Here is a 22,187-nt window from a genome sequence, read left to right as displayed (position 1 = left end):
GTTCTTTGATTCCTCCATTCGTTCATTCCTCTATTCCCCCATTTTTTCCAGATGCTCGCCGGCCCTATCTATCGTGTCGAACTGGTCGCCGCCGCGCGCCGGCGGCGCTATTTCGTGCTGCGGGTCATCTATGCGGCGCTGATTCTGTTTGTTTTGTGGGTAACCTATTCAAACATGAGCTATCTGGTCTTTCGTTCCAGAGGAATTCCAGCGGGCACTTCAATCCGCAATTCGGCGATGCTGGCAGCAAGCTTTTTCATGAGTTTTAGCTGGTTACAGCTACTCGCGGTTCTGGCCGTGGGACCCGCCATGTCAGTCGGGACAATTGCAACTGAACGAGAACGCAGGACGATCGAATACCTTTTCACAACCGACCTTTCCAACGCGGAGATCATCCTCGGCAAGACACTTGCTCGACTGACGCTACTCGGCCAATTCGTGCTGGTCGGACTGCCGATCTTGTTTCTGTTTCGTATCATGGGAGGTATCCCCGCGGGAGCCCTTACCGCCAGTTTTCTAATCACTGCGAGTAGCGCCGTAATGCTCACGGCACTGAGTGTCTGCGTGTCGGTCTGGTCACCACGAGCCAGAGACGCGACGGTGCGAATTTATCTCTTGTTGATTGTCCTGTTCTTGCTTCCCCTGCTTTTGAGTACTTTCTTCTGGTCGCGTCTGATAACCAATGTTGGCTGGCGAACAGCAATCATGCCTGTGGCAGAATGGCTTGGTTCGATCAACCCCTTCTTGATTATGGCGAGGGCAATGGGGAACACCTCTGCCGTAGGAATCGGACTCAATATGCGAGTCGTGGTGAGCAGCGTCGGTGCCCAGATGTTGGTTTCCCTAGTCGCCCTCGGACTGGCAATCTTCGCCGTACGGCGAGTCCACCTCTCGGAGACCACACGGAGCGTGCCGAGCAAATCGCGGTTCCGCAATCTCCACTTGCCTAAATTTCGCCGACCTCTTGGAACTCGTCCGATTCTCTGGAAGGAAATGTTTGCGGAGTCTTCGACGACCAAGTTTGGCTACGTCGGTGGGATAGCTCTCATGATTCTCTTGATTTCAATTGCTGTGATGACAGTCATGGTTTTTCTTAACTCAATCGTAGCCTACCAAACCTATGCAAGAAATGACTATTTCGAATATCTTATGGGGCTCTCTGGAGCAATGGGGAGCGGCATATTGTTGCTCTTGGCTTCGCGGGCAGCGGGGCTAATTGCTCAAGAAAAGGAACGCGACTGTTGGGACTCTTTGCTGGCCACACCTCTGTCCGGTCGAGAGATCATCGACGGCAAAATTTGGGGCAATCTCTACAGTTGCCGTTGGTTATTTCTGGTCTTGGTGGCAGCTTGGATGTTGGGACTTCTGTTCACAGCAAGTTTTTTCTGGCCACTGCTTGCCAGTAGTCTCACTTTCCTGATATTGGCCTACTTTGCCACAAGCCTGGGATTGTTCTTCTCGCTCCGCTCCGCAACATCAATGCGGGCTATCGGGCTCACACTCGCGACAATCATTTTTTGTGGCGGAGGATATTTATTTTGTTGCTGTGTAGTTTTTTCTGTTGGAGGTAGCACTGAGGGCGGGACTCTTCTGCTTGCCCCCTGCATTCCGCTGTTGTTGGCATTGCCGACAGTCCTATTTGAGGATTTCGTCAAAAGTACAATCTGGGGCCCATGGTTTCCTCTATCATATTGCCTGGGCATGATCGGCTATCTCATCACAGGCATCTGCCTAAATATGCACATGAAGGCATACTTCAATTCCTACGCAGGTCGCACCGATTGGAAGCAGTACAAACTCAATGAATAGTAGGCGGATTGGAGCTAGAAGCCTGTAGCCCTCCAGCAGTCACGAGAACTGATGGCTAGCACCGATCCACTCACTTCGGCAGATATTTGCAGAGCAATATCCCGCCAAAATAGAGAAACACCAGCGGTACGCCCATCAGGATCATGCTTCCTGGGTCGGCGGGGGTGAGAAACATAGACAGCACGGCGATCACAACCACTGCCAATCTCCATTTGTCCAGATAATCCTTGATGTTAAAGATGCCGATCCGTTCGAGCATCAACATCACCAGCGGTAATTGGAAACTAATGCCGAAACCAAGCGGCAAGATTAACACAAAGCTCATCCACTCGCTGATCTTTGGTGTGGGGTTGATGCCCATCTGAGCATTGAACCAGAACAAAAAGTCCAAGACGTAGTCGAAAACCGCAAAGAATGCTAAGGCAGCTCCGGCAAAGAACAGGCCCAGGCTCATGGGCAAGTAGAGGTAAACCAAATTCCGCTCTCGCTTGTACAGTCCCGCCGCAACGAATTGCCAAATAAAGTAAAAGATGAAAGGACTCGCCAAAATCGCACCTACTACCAATGAGGCCTTCATGTACACCATGAATCCTTCCTGGCTGCCGGTACTTATTGCTTGGGTCCGAGGGTCGTTTTCGAGGGGCCGATAAAACCGCAATTTGAGCATTTCATCGCGATGCGTAGAAATCTCTGACTGTTTATCTTCTGGGAGATCAATCCCCAGGGATTTCAAAGTCTTTGCCAATTCGTGTGGATCGATATACCACTCTTCGGGCATCAATCCTTCATCGGCGATTTCTGTAGCGGCTGCAGCAGGGTCAGCAGGTACTGGCTCGCCAGAAGAGTTCTGCTGATCAAACCATTCCAATTGCGTTTCTCTTGCTTGGCCCCGATAGTAGCTCTGAAGCGCCTCAACCAAAGGAATCTGAACGAAATCGACGACCTGCCAGCCGATCATCAAACCGAAGGCGGTCCCGACTGCCCAAGCCGCAATCGATTTGAACAGGGCCGAGCGGAGCTCTTCGAGATGCTCGGAGAACGACATCTTCGTTCTCTCAAGCTGTTGTTCGTCATCCTCAGTCGTTTTGGCCATGAGATCAGATCTAGCTTCCTAATGTCAGCGTCGGGCGGTTTTGGAGTCAATTAAGAATACAACAGGAAGCGTCAGCGGGCCGAATCGAGCATAAATCCTATAATAACAAGGGATTGAGGGAGCGACAACGGATTCATGTGCAGCCATTGCCACGATCTGCCGAATCGCGAAGATGGAAGATGTTAGATCATAGCTGTCCCCGGAAGGGGGTGGTTCTTCCAGGTGCAACCATCCCCTTTCGGTGACAGCCACCAAAAGTAATCAACGTGATAAGTCCCCATGCCATCCGTTTGTAATTACCCTCTGCGGTTTGAACCTCTGTTTCGTCAGTACCTTTGGGGAGGACGCCGACTTGCGACGATGCTTGGCAAGCCGCTCGGCCCGGGGGACAACTACGCGGAGAGTTGGGAGATCGTGGACCACGGCGAAGATCAAAGCGTGGTTGCCTGCGGTCCTGCCAAAGGACTCACATTGCATGAACTGGTTGCTGAACGCCCTGAAGCATTATTCGGTCGCCATGCGAAGCAAACCCAGTTTCCGCTCTTGTTCAAGTTTCTCGATTGCAATCGAACGCTTTCCGTGCAAGTCCATCCCAATGATCAGCAGGGCGCCCTGCTTGATCCTCCCGATCTCGGCAAGACGGAAGCATGGGTAGTACTCGCCGCAGAACCGGGCAGCAAGATCTATGCTGGTCTCAAATCCGGGGTCACCCGCGAAGATTTGAGAGCAGCTATCGAGTCAGGCAATTGCGCCGAGTGTCTCCATGAATTCGAGCCCAAAGTTGGCGATTGCGTTTTTATTCGAGCTGGCACCGTGCATGCCTTGGGCGCTGGTCTGGTGATTGCTGAGATTCAACAGGCGAGCGACACGACGTTTCGACTTTTCGACTGGAATCGGGTTGATGCCCAGTGCAATCCGCGACAACTCCACATCGAACAATCACTTGAAGTGACCGATTACACCCGCGGGCCTGTAGCTCCACAAGTTTCTGACTCAACCGATATTCCCGGCAGAGAACGACTTGTTGAATGCGACAAATTCATCCTCGACCGTTGTGCTGTCGGCGAGTCGACAGACTTCGGAGGCGACGAACGGTTCCACCTACTGGTTCCACTCAAAGGTGCTATCACGCTGGCGGGTGATGCTAGCGGCGAACCGCTATCCCTGGGCAATACATGTCTCCTCCCAGCAGCGGCCGGCAGAATAACGGCCGAACCAATCGAGCCTGCCGTCGTATTGGATATCTACCTGCCTTGATCTGAGCCGCACTTCCCTGGCAGTGAATCTGTTCCTACAATTCGCTCCCTGTAATTCTCCTCCAATTTCCTGGTGTGCAGTGAATCGAAATCTGTTTCCCACAGCCGGTGCCTGTTTGTTGCTGTTGTTTGCGATTGGTTGCTCGCCGACGATCCGTATGCCGAAACTCTTGCATCCAGGCACCGCGGCTTATCAGCGCTACAATGCCGAGTTGTTTGATCCCTATCCTCAAAATGATATGGGACCAAAAATCGACGGCGGTCGCCCGATCGATTATCAGTACCCTATCAATCAGGTTGAACGTGCCCGCCAACCGATGCCGGTTGGCCCGTGGCGCATGGGTTCGCGGTATTGAGCGTTGGGGTCCTTGCCGGCCCGCCACACAGTCCTGGAATCCCGGTAGGCGTGGACTCTCAGCTAAGAGCAAGGAAAAGCGTTGCGTTGGTTCCCGCCCCTGGGTCTAACGTCCCGTTTCAGTTAAGATGGGTCGTAGGCGACCGTGTGTGAGTCGCTCCTTACTTTCGATGAAACGACCCGCCTACCATGCCTCCCCGCAATGCAAAAAAACCTGCCTCGAGGCCTGGACGCTCATTATCCGGTGGAAAACCATCTGGCAAGAAAAACACGGATAAGAAATCCGGCGGAAGTTACGCTGGGAAAAGTCGACCAGGCAAGCCGGTCAAGCGTCGCCGCAAAGCCGCACCTCAACCCGCCTCCGAGCTTCCTGGTGAGCGGCTCCAAAAGGTGCTGGCCGCCGCCGGCTTGGCAAGTCGCCGTGAAGCAGAGACATTGATCCTCGAAGGCCGTGTCGAAGTGGATGGACAGATGGTGACCGAACTCGGCACGCGGGTTGATCGGCGGCATCAAGAAATCTTTGTGGATGGGGAACCCTTGCCGCATCCCAAGCTCGTCTACTTTGCAGTGAACAAACCTGAAGGCGTCGTCTGTACAGCAAATGACCCCTCGGGGCGCCCACGGATCACGGATCTCCTGCCTCCAGATATAGGCCGTGTTTTTAACGTGGGTCGGCTCGACATGAGCAGCGAAGGGCTGATTCTTATGACGAACGATGGTGAGCTTGCCAACCAGCTCACACATCCGCGACATGGCGTACAGAAAATCTACGATGTGCAAGTGGCAGGCGAACCTGGTCCAGAAGTATTGGCTCAACTTCGCAAAGGGATGCACCTAGCCGAAGGGTTTGCCCGGGCAGTAGATGTGCGCGTCAAGAGCCGCAAGAAGAACGGCACGGTGCTTGAGATGGTACTCGACGAAGGCCGCAATCGCGAAGTGCGTCGTCTCTTGGCTCGCGTGGGACACAAGGTGCAAAGACTTACGCGAATCGCTGTGGGGCCGGTCCGTCTGGGCGAGATGCCACGAGGTTCCTATCGCCAGCTTACACATGAGGAAGTCCGCAAACTCAAAACCGCCTCTGAAGATGGCCCCGACGAAAGAAAAAGCACCTCTAGTGGAAAACCTGCGAAGAAACTAGTAACTGATCAGCAGGCCGCTCAGCAGCGAAAACGCAAAGCTGCCAGGGGTAAGGCCTCGGCTTCCAGAGCAAGCAGCAAGCCACCACGCAAAGGGGCCGGCACTCAAAGTCAATCCGGCAAAAAACCCTCCGGTAAGAAATCAGGCCCACCTAAGCGAGGTCGGCGGTGAGCGATACACTGAGTGACGCAGGAGGCAATCCACTCTCGGCCGCCTACTATGCCGATTGCGCTAGTCAGTACCGTGCAGCAATTACGGAGAACGAGTGCCTCGCGCGGGATACCTACCGAGTGCGGTTCGAGTGCCCTGAGCTGGCCGCTACGATCGTGCCTGGGCAATTCTTGATGATGCGACCGGTGGGCTCCAATGATCCGCTATTGGGTCGCCCCTTTGCACTCTACGACACCGTGCTCGACACAGCGGGCAGTCCCATAGCGATTGACGTAGTATATTTGGTCGTTGGCAAGATGACGTCGCGACTTGCAACTAGCCGCCCAGGCGAAGAAATCGATGTCTGGGGGCCTCTAGGCAACGGTTTCTCTCCGCAACCAGTCGATCACCTCATCATGGTTGCAGGGGGCATCGGCCAGACGCCATTCTTGGCACTGGGCAGAGAGTTCCTAGGAGGTCGCCAATACGGCGTACCACCTCGCAGGAACAAGCACGCTGAAAAAGTCACTCTCTGCTACGGCGTTCGTTCGGTCGATCTCCTGGCTGGAGCCGAAGATTTCAAATCGTGCGGGATCGATCTGCGAATCGCCAGCGACGATGGTTCTGTCGGGCACCACGGATTGGTTACGGAATTATTGGAAAATCTATTGGCCGAGAAGTCTACTGCTTCATGCCGTATCGCTTGCTGCGGACCAGAGAAGATGATGGAAGCTGTGGCGGGCATCGCGCGTGCCCATGAAGTGCCATGCGAAGTGTCGCTAGAAACCCCAATGGCATGCGGAATTGGGATTTGCTTTAGCTGTGTGGTAAAGACCCATCAACCCGATGGCGACTGGGACTACAAGCGGACTTGCGTCGACGGCCCCGTCTTCAACAGCGAAAAAATCGCATGGTAATAGCGAGCACGCCTCTTATTCCTTTATAGCCGCCAGCGGAATCCCGCGGTCCATTGATTCGGAAGAAACCACAGGCTTCCACCAGTGGCTCTTGCAGAGGGAACGCCTACTTCGCAGCCTTCAGCTTCTTGATTGCCGCGGAGAGACGCGACTTGATGCGGGCAGCCTGATTGTCGTGAATCACCTTCTTAGCGGCCGCTTGATCGAGACGCTTCGTTGCGATCACATATTCTGATTCACTTGTGGCGACATCGCCGGACTCGATGGCTTCGCGAACTTTGCGAATTTGACCACGCAGAGCAGACTTGACTGAGCGGTTGCGCTGGCGGCGATCCTTGCTTTGACGCAGACGTTTCTTGGCACTGACAGAATTTGGCATTATTTTCGTTACTTAACAGGTGTACTGAAGCCAGATCGGCCACCCTCGGCCAACCCGAATCACCCACTATTACGCAATTTGTTGATCTTGTCTAGCCGGTCAGAGACATCGCGGTAGGCAAAATCTAGCCCTGCCAGCTCGGTCAAATGACTTTCGGCCCGGTCGAATTCCTTCATGCCTGTGGCCAAAACCCCTGCCCTATAGAGAGCCAATCGGCGAGTTTCTGAATCTGGCTCGTCGCAAGCCTCTAGGGCCTGCTCATAGCTCGCGAGAGCCAATTTGTACTGCTCAATTTTCTGAAAACACTCCCCCAGCTCCAACAAAACTTGAACTCGACGCTGGGGGTCACTCCGCGCTGCCTGTAAATGGGGGATTGCCTCCTTGGGCTTGCCGGCACGCTTCAGACGCACGGCCAATTCGTACTTGAGCCGAGTATTGCCCGGATCGCGATCTGATTTAGCGGCATAAGTCTCGAGTTCGAGTTGATTGGCCTGAGCTTTGACGCGCATCGCAAGTTGCCGATTTTCGTCGGTTGGATCTTCCTCGAACTGCTTCTCGGCAATTGCCTGTTGCTCGCGAGAGCGTCGCATTAGCACGTTTTCCATTCGCTCGCGGACAGTGAGATCGCCACCACCTGAAACCTGCATCGCTTGTTCTAGTAGCTTTTCAGCCTCGTCGTACCGACGTTCGCGCACCTGAAGATCCGCTAGTTTGAAATAAGCTTGCAAGTCCGTCGGATCCTTCGCGATCTCTTTTCGAAATCGCTCTTCTGGTGGAAGTTGTTGGTCTTCAGGCGATTTCTCTTCGACTTCGCCTTTTGAATGGCGTGAATAGCTGGCAACCGAGGAATGGGACCCACCATCCGCCGAATTATCCTGCCGCAGCAAGTCAGGGTCGTAGCCACCCTCATGAATCGTTTTTTCGACCGAGAGCCGCGAAATTGACCTTAAAGCCTCTTCGTCATGGGGCTTGGCCTGTTCGACTCGATGCCAACAGGAGATTGCTTGATCGAATTGGCCCATCCGCTGAAGCGTGATCGCCGCTTGACGATTGACATTGATATCTTTCGGATTCGTGTCGAGTGCCCAACGCAAATAGGTGAGTTGGGATTCGTCGATTCCCAGTTCATCGCAAGCTTGAGCCATAGCAAGAAGCGTGGGGATATCCCATGGATTGATCGCAAGTGCCGTGCAACCTGCTTGCAGTGCCTCGGCCCACTTCCCTTTGGCTGCGGCCTTACAGAGTGTCGAGCGAGGGCTCTTGATCTTCAAGCCTGCCATCCGAGCACCAGACTTATTGTTTCCATATTTTTTCTGCAGATTGGCGAAAAAGCTCTGCAAATAGACAATATTTCCCGGATCTTCGACGACACATTGTGAGAACAGCTGCGTGGCATAGTCATAGTCGTTTTTCTCAGCGCAACGCTGCCCATGCTCAAAAACCTTCTGCAAACGTTGCCGTGAGGCAGGGCTCAGGGGCGTCATGCCATGGAGCGGTTTCGACGTGGCGGCTTGTTGTTCAGGTTCCATGGCCATTATTCTATCATGTTGTTTCGCGCTATCCACCGTAACCCCGCAGCGACCCAAAGGTGCTGAACCGATGACCAATGAATCTGGCAAAGTGTACCTTGTGGGAGCGGGCCCCGGCGATCCATCGCTCATTACTCTGCGTGGATTCCGCCTCCTGCAGCGGGCAGACGTGGTTTTTTATGATTATCTCGTAGATCCAGTGGTACTCAATCATGCCGGCCTCCTCGGCGAAAATCTAGGACAGAGAGATCTCATCTGCCTCGGTCGCCACGGCGAGGGACGCATCCTGACCCAGGAGGAAATCAACCAACAGATGGTGGCGGCGGCCAGCGCGGGCAAAATGGTGGTCCGGCTCAAGGGAGGCGATCCAGCAATCTTTGGTCGCACGGTCGAAGAAATCGCTGCCCTCGAACAGGCTGGCCTTTCCTATGAAGTGGTGCCAGGTGTGACCTCTGGTCTGGCGGCTGGCAGCTATTCCGGGATACCACTTACCCATCGTGACGTCGCTTCCTGCGTTGCGCTCGTCACCGGCCAGGAGCGCGAGGGGAAAGCGGGGAATGCGATTGACCTCAGCAGCCTCGCCAAATTTCCAGGGACTTTGGTTTTCTACATGGGAGTAACTACTGCCGGTGATTGGTCAAGAAGGCTCATCGACCACGGCAAGGCTGAATCAACTCCGGCAGCGGTCGTGCGTCACTGTAGTTTTGCCGACCAGCAAGTTTTGAGAACGACCCTGGGAGAGCTAGGCACCTTCTTGAGTAAACATAAGCTGCGACCCCCTGCAATTATCATCGTGGGAGATGTGGTTGCCGCTGCAAGCGGCAACCCCTGGTTCTCGATCGCACAACAGCAACTGGATCGTCCGTTGTTCGGGAAAACCGTGTTGGTCACGAGGCCCAAGCATCAAGCGAGCGATCTTACGGTGAAACTGCACGAAAAGGGTGCGATTGTTTCATGTCAGCCGGCAATCCAAATTGAACCTCCTTCGGAGTGGGGATTGGTCGATCAAGCGATCGAAAACCTCGCTTCGTTCGATTGGCTCGTGTTTTCCAGCGCCAATGGGGTGAAGTATTTCTTCGATCGAATGTTGGCAACCGGTCGTGATCTACGGCACCTAGCAGGTTGCCAGTTCGCCACAATCGGCCCTGCGACTGCTGCGGCACTCAAAGAATATTGCCTGCATGCCGACTTGCAGCCAAGCGAGTATCGCGCTGAAGCACTCGCCCAAGAGCTTGCCCCGTTATCAAAAGGCAAGCGAGTGCTGCTGCTGAGGGCAAGCCGAGGCCGCGAGGTACTTGCTGAGTTGTTGACTGCCGCTGGAACCGATGTATCTCAGGTAGTCGTTTACCAGAGCAACAATGTCCTAGAGCCGTCTAACCACATTCTTAATAATCTGCGTGCAGGGAAGATCGATTGGATCACAGTTACCAGTTCGGCCATTGCTCGGTCGCTGGTGCAAATGTTTGGCGATGAATTGCGCAAGGCAAAGCTCGCTGCGATCAGCCCCCTGACCGCCGAGGTACTCAGCGAGGCGGGTTATCCAGCAGGTGTCGTCGCGGGAGAGTACACAACTGATGGTCTGCTCTTAGCGATTGTAGAAAACGAAACCGCTCCTTAGCCGGCCCCGCCACGCTGTCCGAGATTTCTCTATCTCGTAGGGCGTGACTCTCCGGCTGAGCGTGAGTCAAATATTAGCGATTCTTCTTTTTGTGCCACAATTAACTCGCGTGCCTCTTAGCCAATCCCTGCGGCCAAACGTCTGACGTTTGAAGTAATGGTCACCAACGTCCGATGAATGCACCAGGGACACAGTGTTTCGCAAGGAGCGAAACCCCACGCTAGGTACTCGCAGCAGGGAACGAGAGCATGCAACATGGACTAAACCCAAAAGTACGGGCCACGATTTACCTTCCGCTTGACGTGTTGAACGAGGCACGCGATGCGGCGGTCCATCTGGCCGGTTACCCCGCACGACTGACATTGACCCAACTGGCAGAGAATGCCCTGCGTGCAGAGTTGCGGAGGCTTAAAGCCCTCTACAACGATGGCCAGGATTTTCCTCGACGCGATGAAGAGCTTCGGGGTGGTCGACCCATTGCGGCCTAAGGGAGGAACAGACCATGAATGAACTGCCCCTTGTGTCGGTCAGTCGAAGAGAACGAGAAGAAGTGGCGATTTCATCCGCTGTAAAGCCTACCGGCTACCTCAAACCAAACGAGGAAGCCATTCAGCTTCGCAGTCGGCTGCTACAAATGATACTCAACAATGAAAGAAGTCGCCGGACACCACCTCCAGCCCCTAAGGTTTGATAAACCTCTGTGATGTTACATCAAGTAAGTGAGTTCTGGAGAGTATGTGCCCGCTATCGAATCGCGATAGCGGGCACCATCCTTTGTGCGCACTTCGCGCTCCCCTTGCAGGCATTGGCTGATTTCTCGTCGGCCAATTTTGCCCGCATCTGGCAAGAAGAAATTGGGTCAAGACTGTCTGACGTGCAGCAGCAACCCGCCTTAAATACAGTTCCCTTGGGTACCCTCCCCTCCCCTTCCGCAATGCCAACCCAATCTGCCAAGCCCCACCCGGCAGTGGTGCGGGTGGTGGTTCCTGAGGGTGAAGCGACATCTTTCGGCAGTGGCACCTTAATCGATGTCCGCGAAGAATTCGGGCTTGTGATTACTAACTGGCATGTGGTCCGCGACGCCAAAGGTCCAATCGAGGTGATTTTCCCCAATGGGGTGACTTCCAAGGCCCGTTCGCTCAAAGTCGATCCCGATTGGGATTTGGCGGCCTTGGTGATTTGGCACCCACAAGTTGAACCTGTAAAGATTGCTGACAAGGCACCCCAGCCTGGCGATCTCTTGACGATTTGCGGCTATGGACCCGGCATTTATCGTTCCGTTACCGGCCGCTGTACACAATACTATTCCCCAAACGTCAACCTCCCGCAGCAGATGGTCGAGCTTGACGTCGAAGCGCGGCAAGGTGACTCGGGTGGTCCCATTTTCAACGATCGAGGAGAGTTGGCTGGTGTTTTATTCGGCGCCGGCCAGGGAACCACGCTGGGAAGTTTTGGAGGACGCGTCGAGTCATTCTTAGCGACGTTAGCACCCAATATCGGTAGACAAGCGGAAAACGCTATCGTGCAGGGATCAGCAAAAGAGGATGCTCGCTCATTAGCACCTCGTACTAGTGACTCAACGCAGGCTTCCTTCGAGGACGAATGGCAATCAAGCGAGGCCCAGTTGGCCGACCTGCGAGCAGAAAATCCAGATCAAAGCAAGGCATCACATAATGCAAACACTCTTTCCCCGCCAACGTTCGACGAACTGGAAGAACAGCCCCACGACGAGATAGTCGATGCCGAAGTCGCATCACCTCAAAGAAACAAATCACACTTCACAGCCAAACAACCCTTATTTGAACAAGTAAAAACCGCTCTAGCCGCGGTCGGAATCGTTGCCTTGGCCGTCATGGTGCTCAAAGCGGCAGGATAAAACCTTCAGTTGCTCAAAGTGCAGAATTGGCTCTGGAGTCCCTGGAAGTATTGAAACTAAACCCCAGGTAAGGCCATGTGAGTTCTACGAACTTCGCTACCACTCCGAGGTATGCTCATCAGGTGTTTTTCCATCGGCAGTGGACTTATCCGTTGATGCTTGCGGGTATATTCGCTCTTGTTTTCGTTGGGGGGTGGGTCGAATTGCTCCTCCGTCTTGGCTTAAAGGAGGGAGTTTGGATTGGCTTACCACTCTGGCCTGGGAACGTGATTGCTTTCGGATTATTGTTTTTGGCGTTTGCCTTCGGGGTGGTCGGCGGAAAGGCTCTTGAGCAACGCTAGAATGCTAAATGACACAGGAAGCGTCGTCCAGGGGTACCAACAGCCCAGGTTAAACCTGCGTTCGGCGTGAATGAACGGCGCTAGTCGCGGAGCTTGCCGGAAACACAACCGAGTGCCAAACGGCCGCGAAAAACGAAACAGCCAGAGTTGTCTTGATTGAATCTTCCAAAGCTCACGGCGAGGTTCCTTTGCTCTGGACTCCAAATGTAGCAGGATTCGCAAGAATTCAGACGAGAGAATGAAAGTTTGGGAAGTCTCCGATCCGAATTCTTGCGAATCCGGCTACTAATTGGCTGAACAGATGCAGAAGCTTCAAGACCAGTGCAATGGAGGCGTGCAGAAAGACACCTTCTTAATTAATCAACAGTCGCCCAACATAAACGCAATAGACCACCAGCAAGAGAAGCCCTTCGGCCCGGATGATTTGACGACCGGACCAGAGCATGGGAAACAACAGGAGCGTGATCCCCAGCATCCACCAGGCATCGGTAGCAATCAATTGAGGATCGACCGGTAGCGGCGCTAACATTGAACTGATTCCCAAAACGCCCAAGATGTTAAACAGATTCGAGCCGATGACATTTCCTACCGCGACGTCGCTTCTGCCACGGATACTGGATATCAGGGAAGCCACGACCTCCGGCAATCCCGTGCCGGCGGAGACGATGGTCAAGCCGATGACGCGCTCGGACCAGCCCAACAGGCGGGCAAGCTGCACGGCGCCCTCCACGGTCACATTCGCGCCCAGCCCCAAGAAGGTCACCCCTGCGGTCAATAGACCGAGGCAAACCCAAGGACTTGGCCGCTCGGTTGCAGGGGTTAACTCGGCAACTTCCGCTTTTAATTCCGCGGCTTCTTCTGCCGAAACCTGGCGCCGAACCAGTCGTACCAAATAAGTCGTGAAGCCTACATAGAAGGCAATGAACAACATGCCATCCAGCCGTCCGATCTCGCCGTCGTGCTCCAGGACAACTCCCAGAAACGTGACCAGCAAGAGCACAGGATACTCCAGCTTGATTGTGTTACCCACAACGGCGATGGGACGAAACACGGCACAGAGCCCCAGGATGACCGTGATATTGAAGATATTCGAGCCTATCACATTTGCCACGGCAATTTCGGCGCTGCCTTGATAAGAAGCCATCGCACTGACGGCGAGTTCAGGAACTGAAGTTCCTGCTGCGACAACCGTGAGTCCGATTACAGCCGGAGAGAGCCGCAACAGTGTCGCCAAGCCGACTGCGCCGCGCAGTATCGTTTCGCCCCCCAGTACGAGGAATACGACGCCCAAAACAATAAGGCCACATGGAATGAGCATCTACTAGGCAGCCTGTGATTTAAAGAATCCCTTCCGCATCGCCATTCCAGCAGACAAAGCCTTCAATTGCTTCATACTCGGCAAGGCCCAGTGCATCATAGAATTTAGCCGTCGCACGATTGCGGTCCTCGGCTCGCTGCCAAAACTCACGGGGATCAGCGCCGGGAAACAGCGCCCGATCTTTTTGAGACTGATGCTTGAAAACTGCAGTCCGTTTGCGCATCAATTCGCGAGGGCTCAGGGGAACGGCCATCTCTATTTGATGTGGGTTCCATTCCTGCCAGGCTCCACGATAAAGCCAAACAACACACCTCTCGTACCAATCCTGATCCTTCACGCGATTACAGGCCTGAAAAACGGCGCTCAGGCACGTGCGGTGAGTGCCGTGGGGATCAGATAGATCACCTGCCGCATAAATCTGGTGAGGCTTAATGCTCTCCAGAAGATCGACCGTGATCGCGATGTCTTCGTCGCTGAGCGGTTTCTTGCGAACCCGACCTGTTTCGTAGAACGGCATGTCGAGAAAATGCAATCGCTCAGCAGGCACCCCCGAGGAGCGAGTGGCAGCGCGAGCCTCGCCGCGGCGAATCAGTCCTTTGATCGACTGCACCTCGGCACTGTCAACCTGACCAGCCACCTTGTGCTTGAGGAATTGTTCGACATGCTTTTCCAAGCTGTCCACCCGCTCAGCGTCGATGTCAAAATGCCGATTGAATTCAGCGGCGAACTCGGCAAATCGAATTGCATCGTCATCGAACACGGCAATGTTCCCAGACGTTTGATAGGCAACGTGTACTTCATGCCCCTGGTCAGCCAGGCGAATCAGGGTGCCCCCCATCGATATCACGTCATCATCGGGATGTGGTGAAAAAATCAACACCCGCTTCGGGAACACATCATCGTAGGATTGTCGGCGGTCGCCAGGCTGCCTGGCCTTTTCAGGTTTACCAGCAGGCCAACCAGTGATGGTTGATTGCAAGTACCGGAACACACGCAGATTGATTTCATAGGCAGAGCCCACTGTTGCCAATAAATCCTGCAGACTCTCTTCGTTGTAGTCTTCTTCAGTCAGCTTGAGGATAGGTTTCTCAAGGCGAGTTGCCAACCAAATAACAGCCTTGCGGATGGTAGCGTCATCCCAATCTACAGACCCCAATACCCAAGGAGATCGAAGGCGAGTCAATTGCTCTGCTGCAGCTTCATCGAGTATGAATCGAGCATCTGGGTGTTCCTGTAAGTAGGTCGCTGGGATGTTTGGAGTGATCGGGCCTTCAACCGATTGAGCGACGACCGGAGCCTTCCCTTCCCCAAATGCCAGAAGATAGATCTGCGTTGCATCGGAAATCGTGCCAACACCCATGGTGATCGCGCGACGAGGAACATACTCCTCACCAAAGAAGTCGCTTGCTGCGTCGTTCCGCGTGAGGCGATCAAGTGTAATCATACGAGTGCGACTATTGGGCCCCGAGCCAGGTTCGTTGAAGCCAATGTGTCCCGTGCGACCGATTCCCAGAATCTGTATGTCGATGCCACCGGCCTCGACGATCTGCTCCTCGTATCGCTGGCAGAAAGCGGGGACATCGGCTTCGGCAAGCGTGCCATCAGGTATATGGACATTGGCCGGATCGATGTCGATGTGATCAAACAAATGCTCATTCATGAACCGCACATAGCTCTGCAGTTCATTGGATTGCATGGGAAAATACTCATCGAGATTGAAAGTCACCACATTTTTGAAGGAGAGCCCTTCATCCCGATGCAAACGTACAAGTTCCTTGTAAACGCTCACTGGGGTGCTACCGGTGGCTAGACCCAGCACGCAAGCCTTGTTCTCGTCGCTTCGCTTACGAATAAGTGCTGCAATTTGGGAGGCGACATGACAGCTCGCCTCGCGGGCAAGGCGAAATACTTGACAGGGAATTTTTTCACTCGGGGACATGCAGCCGTTGCTCTCAATTTGAGGAAGAATTAAATTTTTAAGCGTCCCTTTATTATGTGGGGACTGCCTGTAGATTTGCAACGAGCTAATTCATCAATTTGCGCAAAAACCTAGACCTTCACAGCTCTCCCTTTCGATAGGCTTTCGGCTTGTTTCTGGCACAATAGAATTGCGTCTTGAGCAAGTTGAGCGTTCAAAATGTTCGAAGTTTCCCCTCGGCTGAGGCAGCGGACGACCTCCCTGATTTCGGCATCAAAGGCGTGTGTGGGGTCTTCGCCTGCCAGGGAAATATAGTCAACTTTTCCTTTCTGACTCAACAAGGTTGGAGGACATAGGTATTCCGCCTTGTCGCCTATCACGGCGAACTCGAAAAGCAGTGTTGCTTTTTCCAGATGAATTTCAAATCCGTGTAAGAATTGGCGGCCTTGTTGGGGAATGGTTCCCGATGTTGCTTGTACGACCGGACCTTTCGGGCCATAGGCAAACTGGGAGTGCCAATACTCCGCGAGTTCGCTTCTCGTGCGACCAGTGGTCGAAACGGTCAGCGGCATCCCAAAGAGAAGGCAAATGAAGTGGGCATCGTGAATATGAAGGTCCAGCAAAGGACCTCCCACTTTGTCGGCTTGCCAATAATTAGCAAGCCAACTTGGGTCGGCAATTACTCGTTTGAAATTGCCACCCAATAGCTTGCCGTAACGGCCGCTGCGAATCGTTTTCAATGCCCAATTGTACTCCGGAAAGAACGGCAATACGTGCCCTACCAGAATCTGGCGATCTGCTTTCTCCGCAGCCGCGACCATTCGCCTACAGTCAGCTGGAACGAGTGCCATTGGTTTTTCACAGAATACATGCTTGCCGGCACGAAGGGCTTTGACCGCAATATCGGCGTGCAGCGAAGGTGGAAGTGTGATGTCAATTGCATCGATTTGCTCGTCGGCGAGCATGTCATCGATCTGGCTGTATGTATCCACACCCTTCAGGTCCATTATGGTGCCGGCCGGACCAAAATTCCCCTTAATATCTCGCCAATCGCCAGTTAGGCGATTCTGATCTTGCTCGCAGATGGCGACTACTTTGGCTCCGCGAATCTTTTGATAGCTCAGGTAATGGATCATTCCCATGAATCCGATGCCTGCAATTCCGACTTTCAACATGATGTCGCTTTCTTTGTTCCTGATCACAGGTGAGGCTACTGCTTAGGTAGAAAATCTCAGAGCTTCCATAGTGCGTCGAAGGAGATTCACGCCACTACCAATCTCCTCAAGCTGGCGAGCAGGATCCTGGGGAATTTCACGCTCAATGGTAAGCGGACCTTTATAACGAAGAGCCTCGAGAATACGAAGGAATTGAGTGAAATCAACATCTCCTTCACCGAGCGCGACTTCAGTGCCCCAAGTTTCACCCGGTTGGTCCGACCACTTCGCATCTTTGCAATGGACACTTCGAACGAAACGTCCAATTCGCTCGAGAGAAGGTAGCGGTTCACCGCAACCATAGAGAATCATATTGGCTGGATCAAAATTCACAAAAAGATTTTCTCGTCCGACCGTTTCCAAAAAACCCTCAAGCACGTCCGCAGGTTCTTGTCCAGTTTCTAGATGAATCGCCTGGCCATTCTGAGTACAGTAGTCACAAACATCTCGAACTGTTTGGACTATTTGCTGGTAAGCCTCCGATTTTGGATCGTGGGGTACGAAACCAAGATGGAGACCCACGGCTTTGACTTCCAGTTTCGCAGCAAAGTCGGCTATCTCTTTCAGTTCTGCAACGCGCTTGTCTCGGGTTTCGGTAGGAACGAGTCCCACGGTACGCTCGACTGTTGGTATATCCGCATAGCTTTCGCCTTCAAATCCAGCAAAAACACAAGAAACCTCGATGCCGAGCCGCTTCAGCCGTTCACTCAGCTCAGCAGCAGCCTCCGGGGACCGCTTGGCAGCTGCTGGGGCATGAAGATGAATTGTCGTAAGTTGAAGTTGCGCTAGTACGTCAAAGCTGACACCCAACCCTGCATCGATACTAGTAAACACTCCTAGAGGCCAATGGTCTGTAGTACATGGATTCATGGAATAGATTCTTGATTGAGATTGGATCGTGACTCGTAGGACGATTGGCGACGAACTATCGCCAGCCGTCTACGGTATAAGGCCGATAGAAATCGGTCTAGCCCCCTTGGTCTCAAGAAGTTGTCGGTACCAAGAAAATCTCTGTGAAACAAGAAATCACAGAATCACAATATGTTGTGCAGAAACCAGGGAATATCGGGCGCGAGGTGGTACTGCACCGCACGGACTTCCCCGCAGTTGTGTGGGTAAAGGCTAATCTGTACTTAGTTCTATTGCACCGGCCCGAAATCTACCACTTCATACTTCACACGAAGATTGAGCATTTCCTGTGCTGAGAGCAAACCAAACTTCACCAACGCTTCGGGATCAGGATTGTTTGGATTGTACTGCGAATTGTCGAAGTGAGTTACTGTATAGAGTGCGTCTCCTGCCTTGAGCCGAACAGGGTTAACGAATTCATATGTGCGTTGCCAATTGAAATCGTACGTCGGCACACTCATGATCAGTTCTCGCTTCTCTTCAGGCGTTCCAGGGTTTACGGCTTTATAGATTGCAAAATCTTTTCCCCGATAGTGCATATGAGGAGCGAGGGCGTAGATCAGAACATCAGTCGGAAACTGGTAATAGTTGGACTTCTCGTAGTGCATGTCGTGTGGTCGCAAGCGTATGTCTTTGCGATTGAAAACTTTTGTCTCAAGCACATGCTCCGGTTTCTGATTGGCCCACACGATTCCCATTCGAGAGACGTCTGGCTCTTCCTTCCGACCTGTTGGTGTGTAATGCATCTCGAAGAAGATGTCGTGGCCTGCCGGCAATTTGAGTGCGAAGTCCTTCTCGTAAGTCCGCGCGTTGAAAGGATCGCCAGCAATATAGTCACCAACTTTCTTCACTTTATCGCCAGTCAGGCCATACAGCTCGAACATTGCTTGTGTGGCGACAAGTTGTTTTTCATTGTGGGGGCCGATGATTGCTCCAATGTGGTGTACGATCGCTCGATTCCCTGGCTTGACTTCAATTGCTTGGATATACCGATCCTCGGAAAAATTGGCCTTAACCCTGTAGAACTGATATTCATCGAGCCTAAACAGAGGAACTTCGTAGGGCTCAGGCATTTCAAAAACAAAGTCCGGTTCGGCAATGGCCCAATCTTCTGAAGACGGCCATTTCTTTTTCGGTGGGGCATCCGCAACGTCTCCCACGGGACACCCGTTTTCTACCCAGGCACGAAATGTGTCAATTTGTCCGGTGCTTAGGCGTTCATCATGCTTGAATCCCCCCGTTTCACCCTCTGCGTCCGTTCTGCCATGCCAAGGTGGCATCAATCCGTTTTCCATTCGACTGAGCATCACTTCGCTCATTGAGGCTACTGTTTCATAGTCCTCGAAAGAGCTGAACAGCTCGGCGCCAGCTTCCCCTTCGCGGTGACAGTTCATACAATTGTCTTGTAGGAGGCGGGCAATCTCTCGGTAGTATGTCACCGATTGATATTCGCTCAGATCCCGCGGAGCGTGCCTGGCAATGGCACAACCCGATGCGGCCGTTTCACTCAGCAAAGGTTCTTTGCCCTGGAGAAAAGAATCTAACGCGTCTGCAAGATAATCTTGCTTCGTATCAGCCGTTCCACCTCCAAACCACATGCCGTCTACCTGTCCTCGGTAGACGATCTTTGTGGGATCGTATCCATCACGTGTATCGAGCACGACCACCTGAGGAGTGGTCTTGAGTTCGAGTTGTTCGTGCCAAGGATTCTCCGCATCGTCCTTATAAACAGGAAAAATAAGCCCCGTATCCTGAGCGTAAGCGGCTATGGATTGTAAGTCATCGCTTCCATTGGGAAACAAAGCAAAGAATTGGATTCCAGTTTCATCATAATTCTTCTGCAATTCGTTCAGTTTGGGAATCAACCGACGCACAAGTGGGCATTTCGTCGAGAAGGTAACAACGACTACTGCTTGAGTTGGCTTGGTTTCGTATTGAGAAATCAATTGCGGTGGAAGGCAAGTATTACCCCATCGCCCCGTCAGAACGGGAGCGGAAGCAAAGATCTCCTCAGAAGCTACGAGCGTCAGAATCGCTACAAACGGCAATAGGAAAACGATTTTTTTTGTCTTAGTCATGGCAACTGAACCTCAGGGAGGGTCGATCTAAAGTAATTCATCGGCACACGTCGCTGAAAAGCAACTTATGTTTACACAGGAATCAGTAAAAACACACACCTGCTCAGCAATACTAGTTTAAAAAAATCACCACTTTGACTGACATCCTGGACACTTCCAATGATTTATCAAACTACCACACGGTGGCTGCCCTGCCTCTTGCTGCTTGGACTTGCCAGCGAGTCTATCTCTGCAACTCTTGACGTGGCACAGTCAAAGGCTAATCCAGCTTCAGTCCTACTAGATGCCGAGTCTCGCTTTGTACAGCCCTCAGAAGTGTGGTTCTATGAAACTCAAGAATCGCTTCGTTCAGAACTTGACCGAGTCGGTGCAATGTTGGACGCTCAAGGCCCTGGTTATGCCGAGCCGTGGAAAAACCATTTTCACTGGGATCAATTGAAAAGGAATCTGGGCTCCTTAGCCTCCGTCAATGTTTCCGAGATCGAACTTTCGCGGAGATGGATGTATTCTAATCGCAAAGGAACCGAATATCCATTCTTTGCCGAACTACGTTCTGCAACGGATGCCTATCTCGATGCCGCATACACACTTTCGCACCCGAATCTACACCGTGAATTCTTAGAAAAAGTCGCTTTGGCTCGCGAGCAATCACAAGCTCTTTGGGCTGATCCCAGCGACGCGAATGCCGCTGCATTGGGGCGCACACTCGGTTGGTTGGAAAGAACCCGCCAGCTTCCTGTAGAAACCGCTGAATTACGGTCGGCGCTTTCTCACCCAAACTTGCAACTGGTTGTTTCCAAGCCTCTCATACATCGCATCATGTCGACCCAAGACACTGGCGTGGAACATAGTCTTGAAGTAAGTGATACCGGCCAAACACCTACGACTCGCCCATTCCAAAGATCTCGGACGGTCCACGTGCGGGGAACCGCACATACCAAAGGCGAGATTGCTTTAGAGCTTGTGCCCAACTCTCAGCTTGCGGAACTAAACATCGCCTATCAAGGCGATGTTAATTCACACTGTCATGCGACTGCAGGGCCAGTTTCCTTCAACATCCACACGATGGGGCCTGTCTCGGCCTACACACCGGTCACCTTTGGCCCTGAGGGCATTGTTGTCCAGCCCACCGCCGTTGAGCCACGTGTTCGCACGAGTATCAACAACGTTTCTGCGGATCGCAGGATTGTGCAGCGCATCGGCAACCGTCGCGTCAACGAACCGGAGTCGCGGGCCATGATCGACAAGCGGTCCCGCGAGAAAACGATAAACCTTCTGAAACTAGAAATGGATGAACGCGTTGGCGTGGCGATTGACGATATACGCTCCGAAATCTCCCGCATGCGTTCTACTATGGGGCAATTTAGCGAGGTATTTGCTCCTGTCGTTCGCGAAGGGGCCGCGCCAGTCTTTGCAAGTACTCAGTCGTCCGATAGGGATGTCACAGTTAATATTTACGAAGGTCGTCGTGAACAATTTGGGGCTGCCCACCCTTGTCCTGAAAGTTTTCCGCAAGCCGACGTTGTGGGTCAGATGCATGTATCTTTCATCAATAATCTGCTCGAAACGATCATGGCAGGCAAGATGTTCACGGACGAATACTTCATGAAGTATGCCAAAGTGCTGCAGCCTACTTTGCCACTTGACTTGATGGTTCATGCCCGCGCCAAGCGGTGGGCGATCATCGCTGATCAACCTCGACCCTTGGAAATGGAAATCCCCGAGGCGAATCTCTTCCGTATTAAGTTGAATATTGCTGCCTTGGAAGTGGATGGGGATCGCTTTACCGCTAAAACCCAAGCCACAGTACGCTACCACCTTCAGCAGAACGAATTTGGCGATTATTTTCTTGAACGTGAGGGAAATGTTGAGCTCGATACTCAACTTGATACGCACCATCGCGAGCTATTGGAAAAGAAACTAAATGCCTTCTTTGCGCCCATTCTTGATGGGGGAGGTGTCGTTATTCCCGAGGGAGGGGCCACCGGGCCAATGAACTCGCTGGAACTGGTTGGAGTTCAGGCAACTGACGATTGGCTTGCCGTCGGCTATATCGTGCCACAGGATTTGGTCGACTCCTTTATGCACGCAGAACGTAGCGAAGCATCGCCCTCAGCCGCCATCGATGAGAATCAGGTGTTGGAACCGAAACTACCACCTCCTTATGCAGTGGACGACACCCTCAGTACCTACCCTGGTATTCGATGATCGAGGGTTATCCCAGTCGTATGGGTTAGTGAGGTGCTCCGGATTTGCATTGGCTTGTGACGTAAATCCGTAAGGAGTCCTG

At 52.9% G+C, this 22,187-nt stretch carries 18 protein-coding genes; 10 read left to right on the top strand and 8 right to left on the bottom strand.

Features of this window, described 5'->3' with window-relative positions:
* Nucleotides 1-51 precede the first annotated feature (51 nt).
* On the top strand, nucleotides 52-1,809 hold the full coding sequence (locus Pr1d_RS00245; RefSeq protein WP_148071627.1) for an ABC transporter permease: 1,758 nt from the start codon (nucleotides 52-54) through the stop codon (nucleotides 1,807-1,809).
* A 70-nt stretch (nucleotides 1,810-1,879) separates the two neighbouring features.
* Here Pr1d_RS00245 and tatC read toward each other — a convergent pair whose 3' ends face one another.
* Nucleotides 1,880-2,902 (bottom strand): twin-arginine translocase subunit TatC, encoded by a 1,023-nt coding sequence (gene tatC / locus Pr1d_RS00240; protein WP_148071626.1) that lies wholly within the window; start codon nucleotides 2,900-2,902, stop codon nucleotides 1,880-1,882.
* A 279-nt stretch (nucleotides 2,903-3,181) separates the two neighbouring features.
* Here tatC and Pr1d_RS00235 point away from each other — a divergent pair, with 279 nt between their 5' ends.
* The 4 genes from Pr1d_RS00235 (at nucleotide 3,182) to Pr1d_RS00220 (ending at nucleotide 6,717) form a co-directional block, all read left to right on the top strand.
* Nucleotides 3,182-4,159 (top strand): type I phosphomannose isomerase catalytic subunit, encoded by a 978-nt coding sequence (locus tag Pr1d_RS00235; protein WP_148071625.1) that lies wholly within the window; start codon nucleotides 3,182-3,184, stop codon nucleotides 4,157-4,159.
* 79 nt (nucleotides 4,160-4,238) lie between these two features.
* Nucleotides 4,239-4,514 (top strand): hypothetical protein, encoded by a 276-nt coding sequence (locus Pr1d_RS00230; RefSeq protein WP_148071624.1) that lies wholly within the window; start codon nucleotides 4,239-4,241, stop codon nucleotides 4,512-4,514.
* 188 nt (nucleotides 4,515-4,702) lie between these two features.
* On the top strand, nucleotides 4,703-5,821 hold the full coding sequence (locus tag Pr1d_RS00225) for a pseudouridine synthase (protein WP_148071623.1): 1,119 nt from the start codon (nucleotides 4,703-4,705) through the stop codon (nucleotides 5,819-5,821).
* Nucleotides 5,818-6,717, top strand: a complete 900-nt coding sequence (locus Pr1d_RS00220) for a dihydroorotate dehydrogenase electron transfer subunit (protein ID WP_238476597.1) — start codon at nucleotides 5,818-5,820, stop codon at nucleotides 6,715-6,717. Before Pr1d_RS00225 ends, Pr1d_RS00220 begins: the two co-directional genes overlap by 4 nt.
* Nucleotides 6,718-6,823: 106 nt before the next feature.
* Here the strand turns inward: Pr1d_RS00220 and rpsT are convergent, their stop codons facing one another.
* Together rpsT and Pr1d_RS00210 are read right to left on the bottom strand one after the other, a co-directional pair.
* Complete coding sequence (gene rpsT / locus Pr1d_RS00215; protein ID WP_148071622.1) at nucleotides 6,824-7,096, bottom strand: 30S ribosomal protein S20; 273 nt, start codon at nucleotides 7,094-7,096, stop codon at nucleotides 6,824-6,826.
* 59 nt (nucleotides 7,097-7,155) lie between these two features.
* Nucleotides 7,156-8,625 carry a tetratricopeptide repeat protein gene (locus tag Pr1d_RS00210; RefSeq protein WP_168204978.1) on the bottom strand — a complete coding sequence of 490 codons (1,470 nt, stop codon included), beginning with the start codon at nucleotides 8,623-8,625 and terminating at the stop codon, nucleotides 7,156-7,158.
* A gap of 70 nt (nucleotides 8,626-8,695) precedes the next feature.
* Between Pr1d_RS00210 and cobA the strand changes: the two genes are divergently transcribed.
* The 4 genes from cobA (at nucleotide 8,696) to Pr1d_RS00190 (ending at nucleotide 12,119) form a co-directional block, all read left to right on the top strand.
* A complete protein-coding gene (gene cobA, locus Pr1d_RS00205; RefSeq protein ID WP_148071620.1) occupies nucleotides 8,696-10,243 on the top strand; it encodes a uroporphyrinogen-III C-methyltransferase in 1,548 nt (515 codons plus the stop codon).
* 248 nt (nucleotides 10,244-10,491) lie between these two features.
* A complete protein-coding gene (locus Pr1d_RS00200; protein ID WP_148071619.1) occupies nucleotides 10,492-10,731 on the top strand; it encodes a hypothetical protein in 240 nt (79 codons plus the stop codon).
* A gap of 14 nt (nucleotides 10,732-10,745) precedes the next feature.
* On the top strand, nucleotides 10,746-10,934 hold the full coding sequence (locus tag Pr1d_RS00195) for a hypothetical protein (RefSeq protein WP_148071618.1): 189 nt from the start codon (nucleotides 10,746-10,748) through the stop codon (nucleotides 10,932-10,934).
* Between the two features lie 12 nt (nucleotides 10,935-10,946).
* Nucleotides 10,947-12,119, top strand: coding sequence for a S1 family peptidase (locus Pr1d_RS00190; protein ID WP_148071617.1), 1,173 nt, complete (start codon nucleotides 10,947-10,949; stop codon nucleotides 12,117-12,119).
* A gap of 693 nt (nucleotides 12,120-12,812) precedes the next feature.
* Here Pr1d_RS00190 and Pr1d_RS00185 read toward each other — a convergent pair.
* From Pr1d_RS00185 to Pr1d_RS00165, 5 genes are all read right to left on the bottom strand, one after another.
* Complete coding sequence (locus Pr1d_RS00185) at nucleotides 12,813-13,778, bottom strand: calcium/sodium antiporter (RefSeq protein WP_148071616.1); 966 nt, start codon at nucleotides 13,776-13,778, stop codon at nucleotides 12,813-12,815.
* A gap of 19 nt (nucleotides 13,779-13,797) precedes the next feature.
* Nucleotides 13,798-15,717, bottom strand: coding sequence for a glucosamine-6-phosphate deaminase (gene nagB / locus Pr1d_RS00180; protein WP_148071615.1), 1,920 nt, complete (start codon nucleotides 15,715-15,717; stop codon nucleotides 13,798-13,800).
* Nucleotides 15,718-15,827: 110 nt separating this feature from the next.
* Complete coding sequence (locus tag Pr1d_RS00175; protein ID WP_148071614.1) at nucleotides 15,828-16,871, bottom strand: Gfo/Idh/MocA family protein; 1,044 nt, start codon at nucleotides 16,869-16,871, stop codon at nucleotides 15,828-15,830.
* Nucleotides 16,872-16,913: 42 nt separating this feature from the next.
* Nucleotides 16,914-17,780 carry a sugar phosphate isomerase/epimerase family protein gene (locus Pr1d_RS00170; protein WP_148071613.1) on the bottom strand — a complete coding sequence of 289 codons (867 nt, stop codon included), beginning with the start codon at nucleotides 17,778-17,780 and terminating at the stop codon, nucleotides 16,914-16,916.
* A gap of 269 nt (nucleotides 17,781-18,049) precedes the next feature.
* Nucleotides 18,050-19,897, bottom strand: coding sequence for a redoxin domain-containing protein (locus tag Pr1d_RS00165; protein ID WP_148071612.1), 1,848 nt, complete (start codon nucleotides 19,895-19,897; stop codon nucleotides 18,050-18,052).
* Between the two features lie 159 nt (nucleotides 19,898-20,056).
* Here Pr1d_RS00165 and Pr1d_RS00160 point away from each other — a divergent pair, with 159 nt between their 5' ends.
* Nucleotides 20,057-22,105, top strand: a complete 2,049-nt coding sequence (locus tag Pr1d_RS00160; protein WP_148071611.1) for a hypothetical protein — start codon at nucleotides 20,057-20,059, stop codon at nucleotides 22,103-22,105.
* Nucleotides 22,106-22,187: the final 82 nt, after the last annotated feature.

Origin of the sequence: Bythopirellula goksoeyrii (assembly GCF_008065115.1) — a bacterium.
Lineage (GTDB): Bacteria > Planctomycetota > Planctomycetia > Pirellulales > Lacipirellulaceae > Bythopirellula > Bythopirellula goksoeyrii.
Note: the sequence above shows the minus strand (reverse complement) of the source record. Positions and strands in the feature narration are given on the sequence as shown.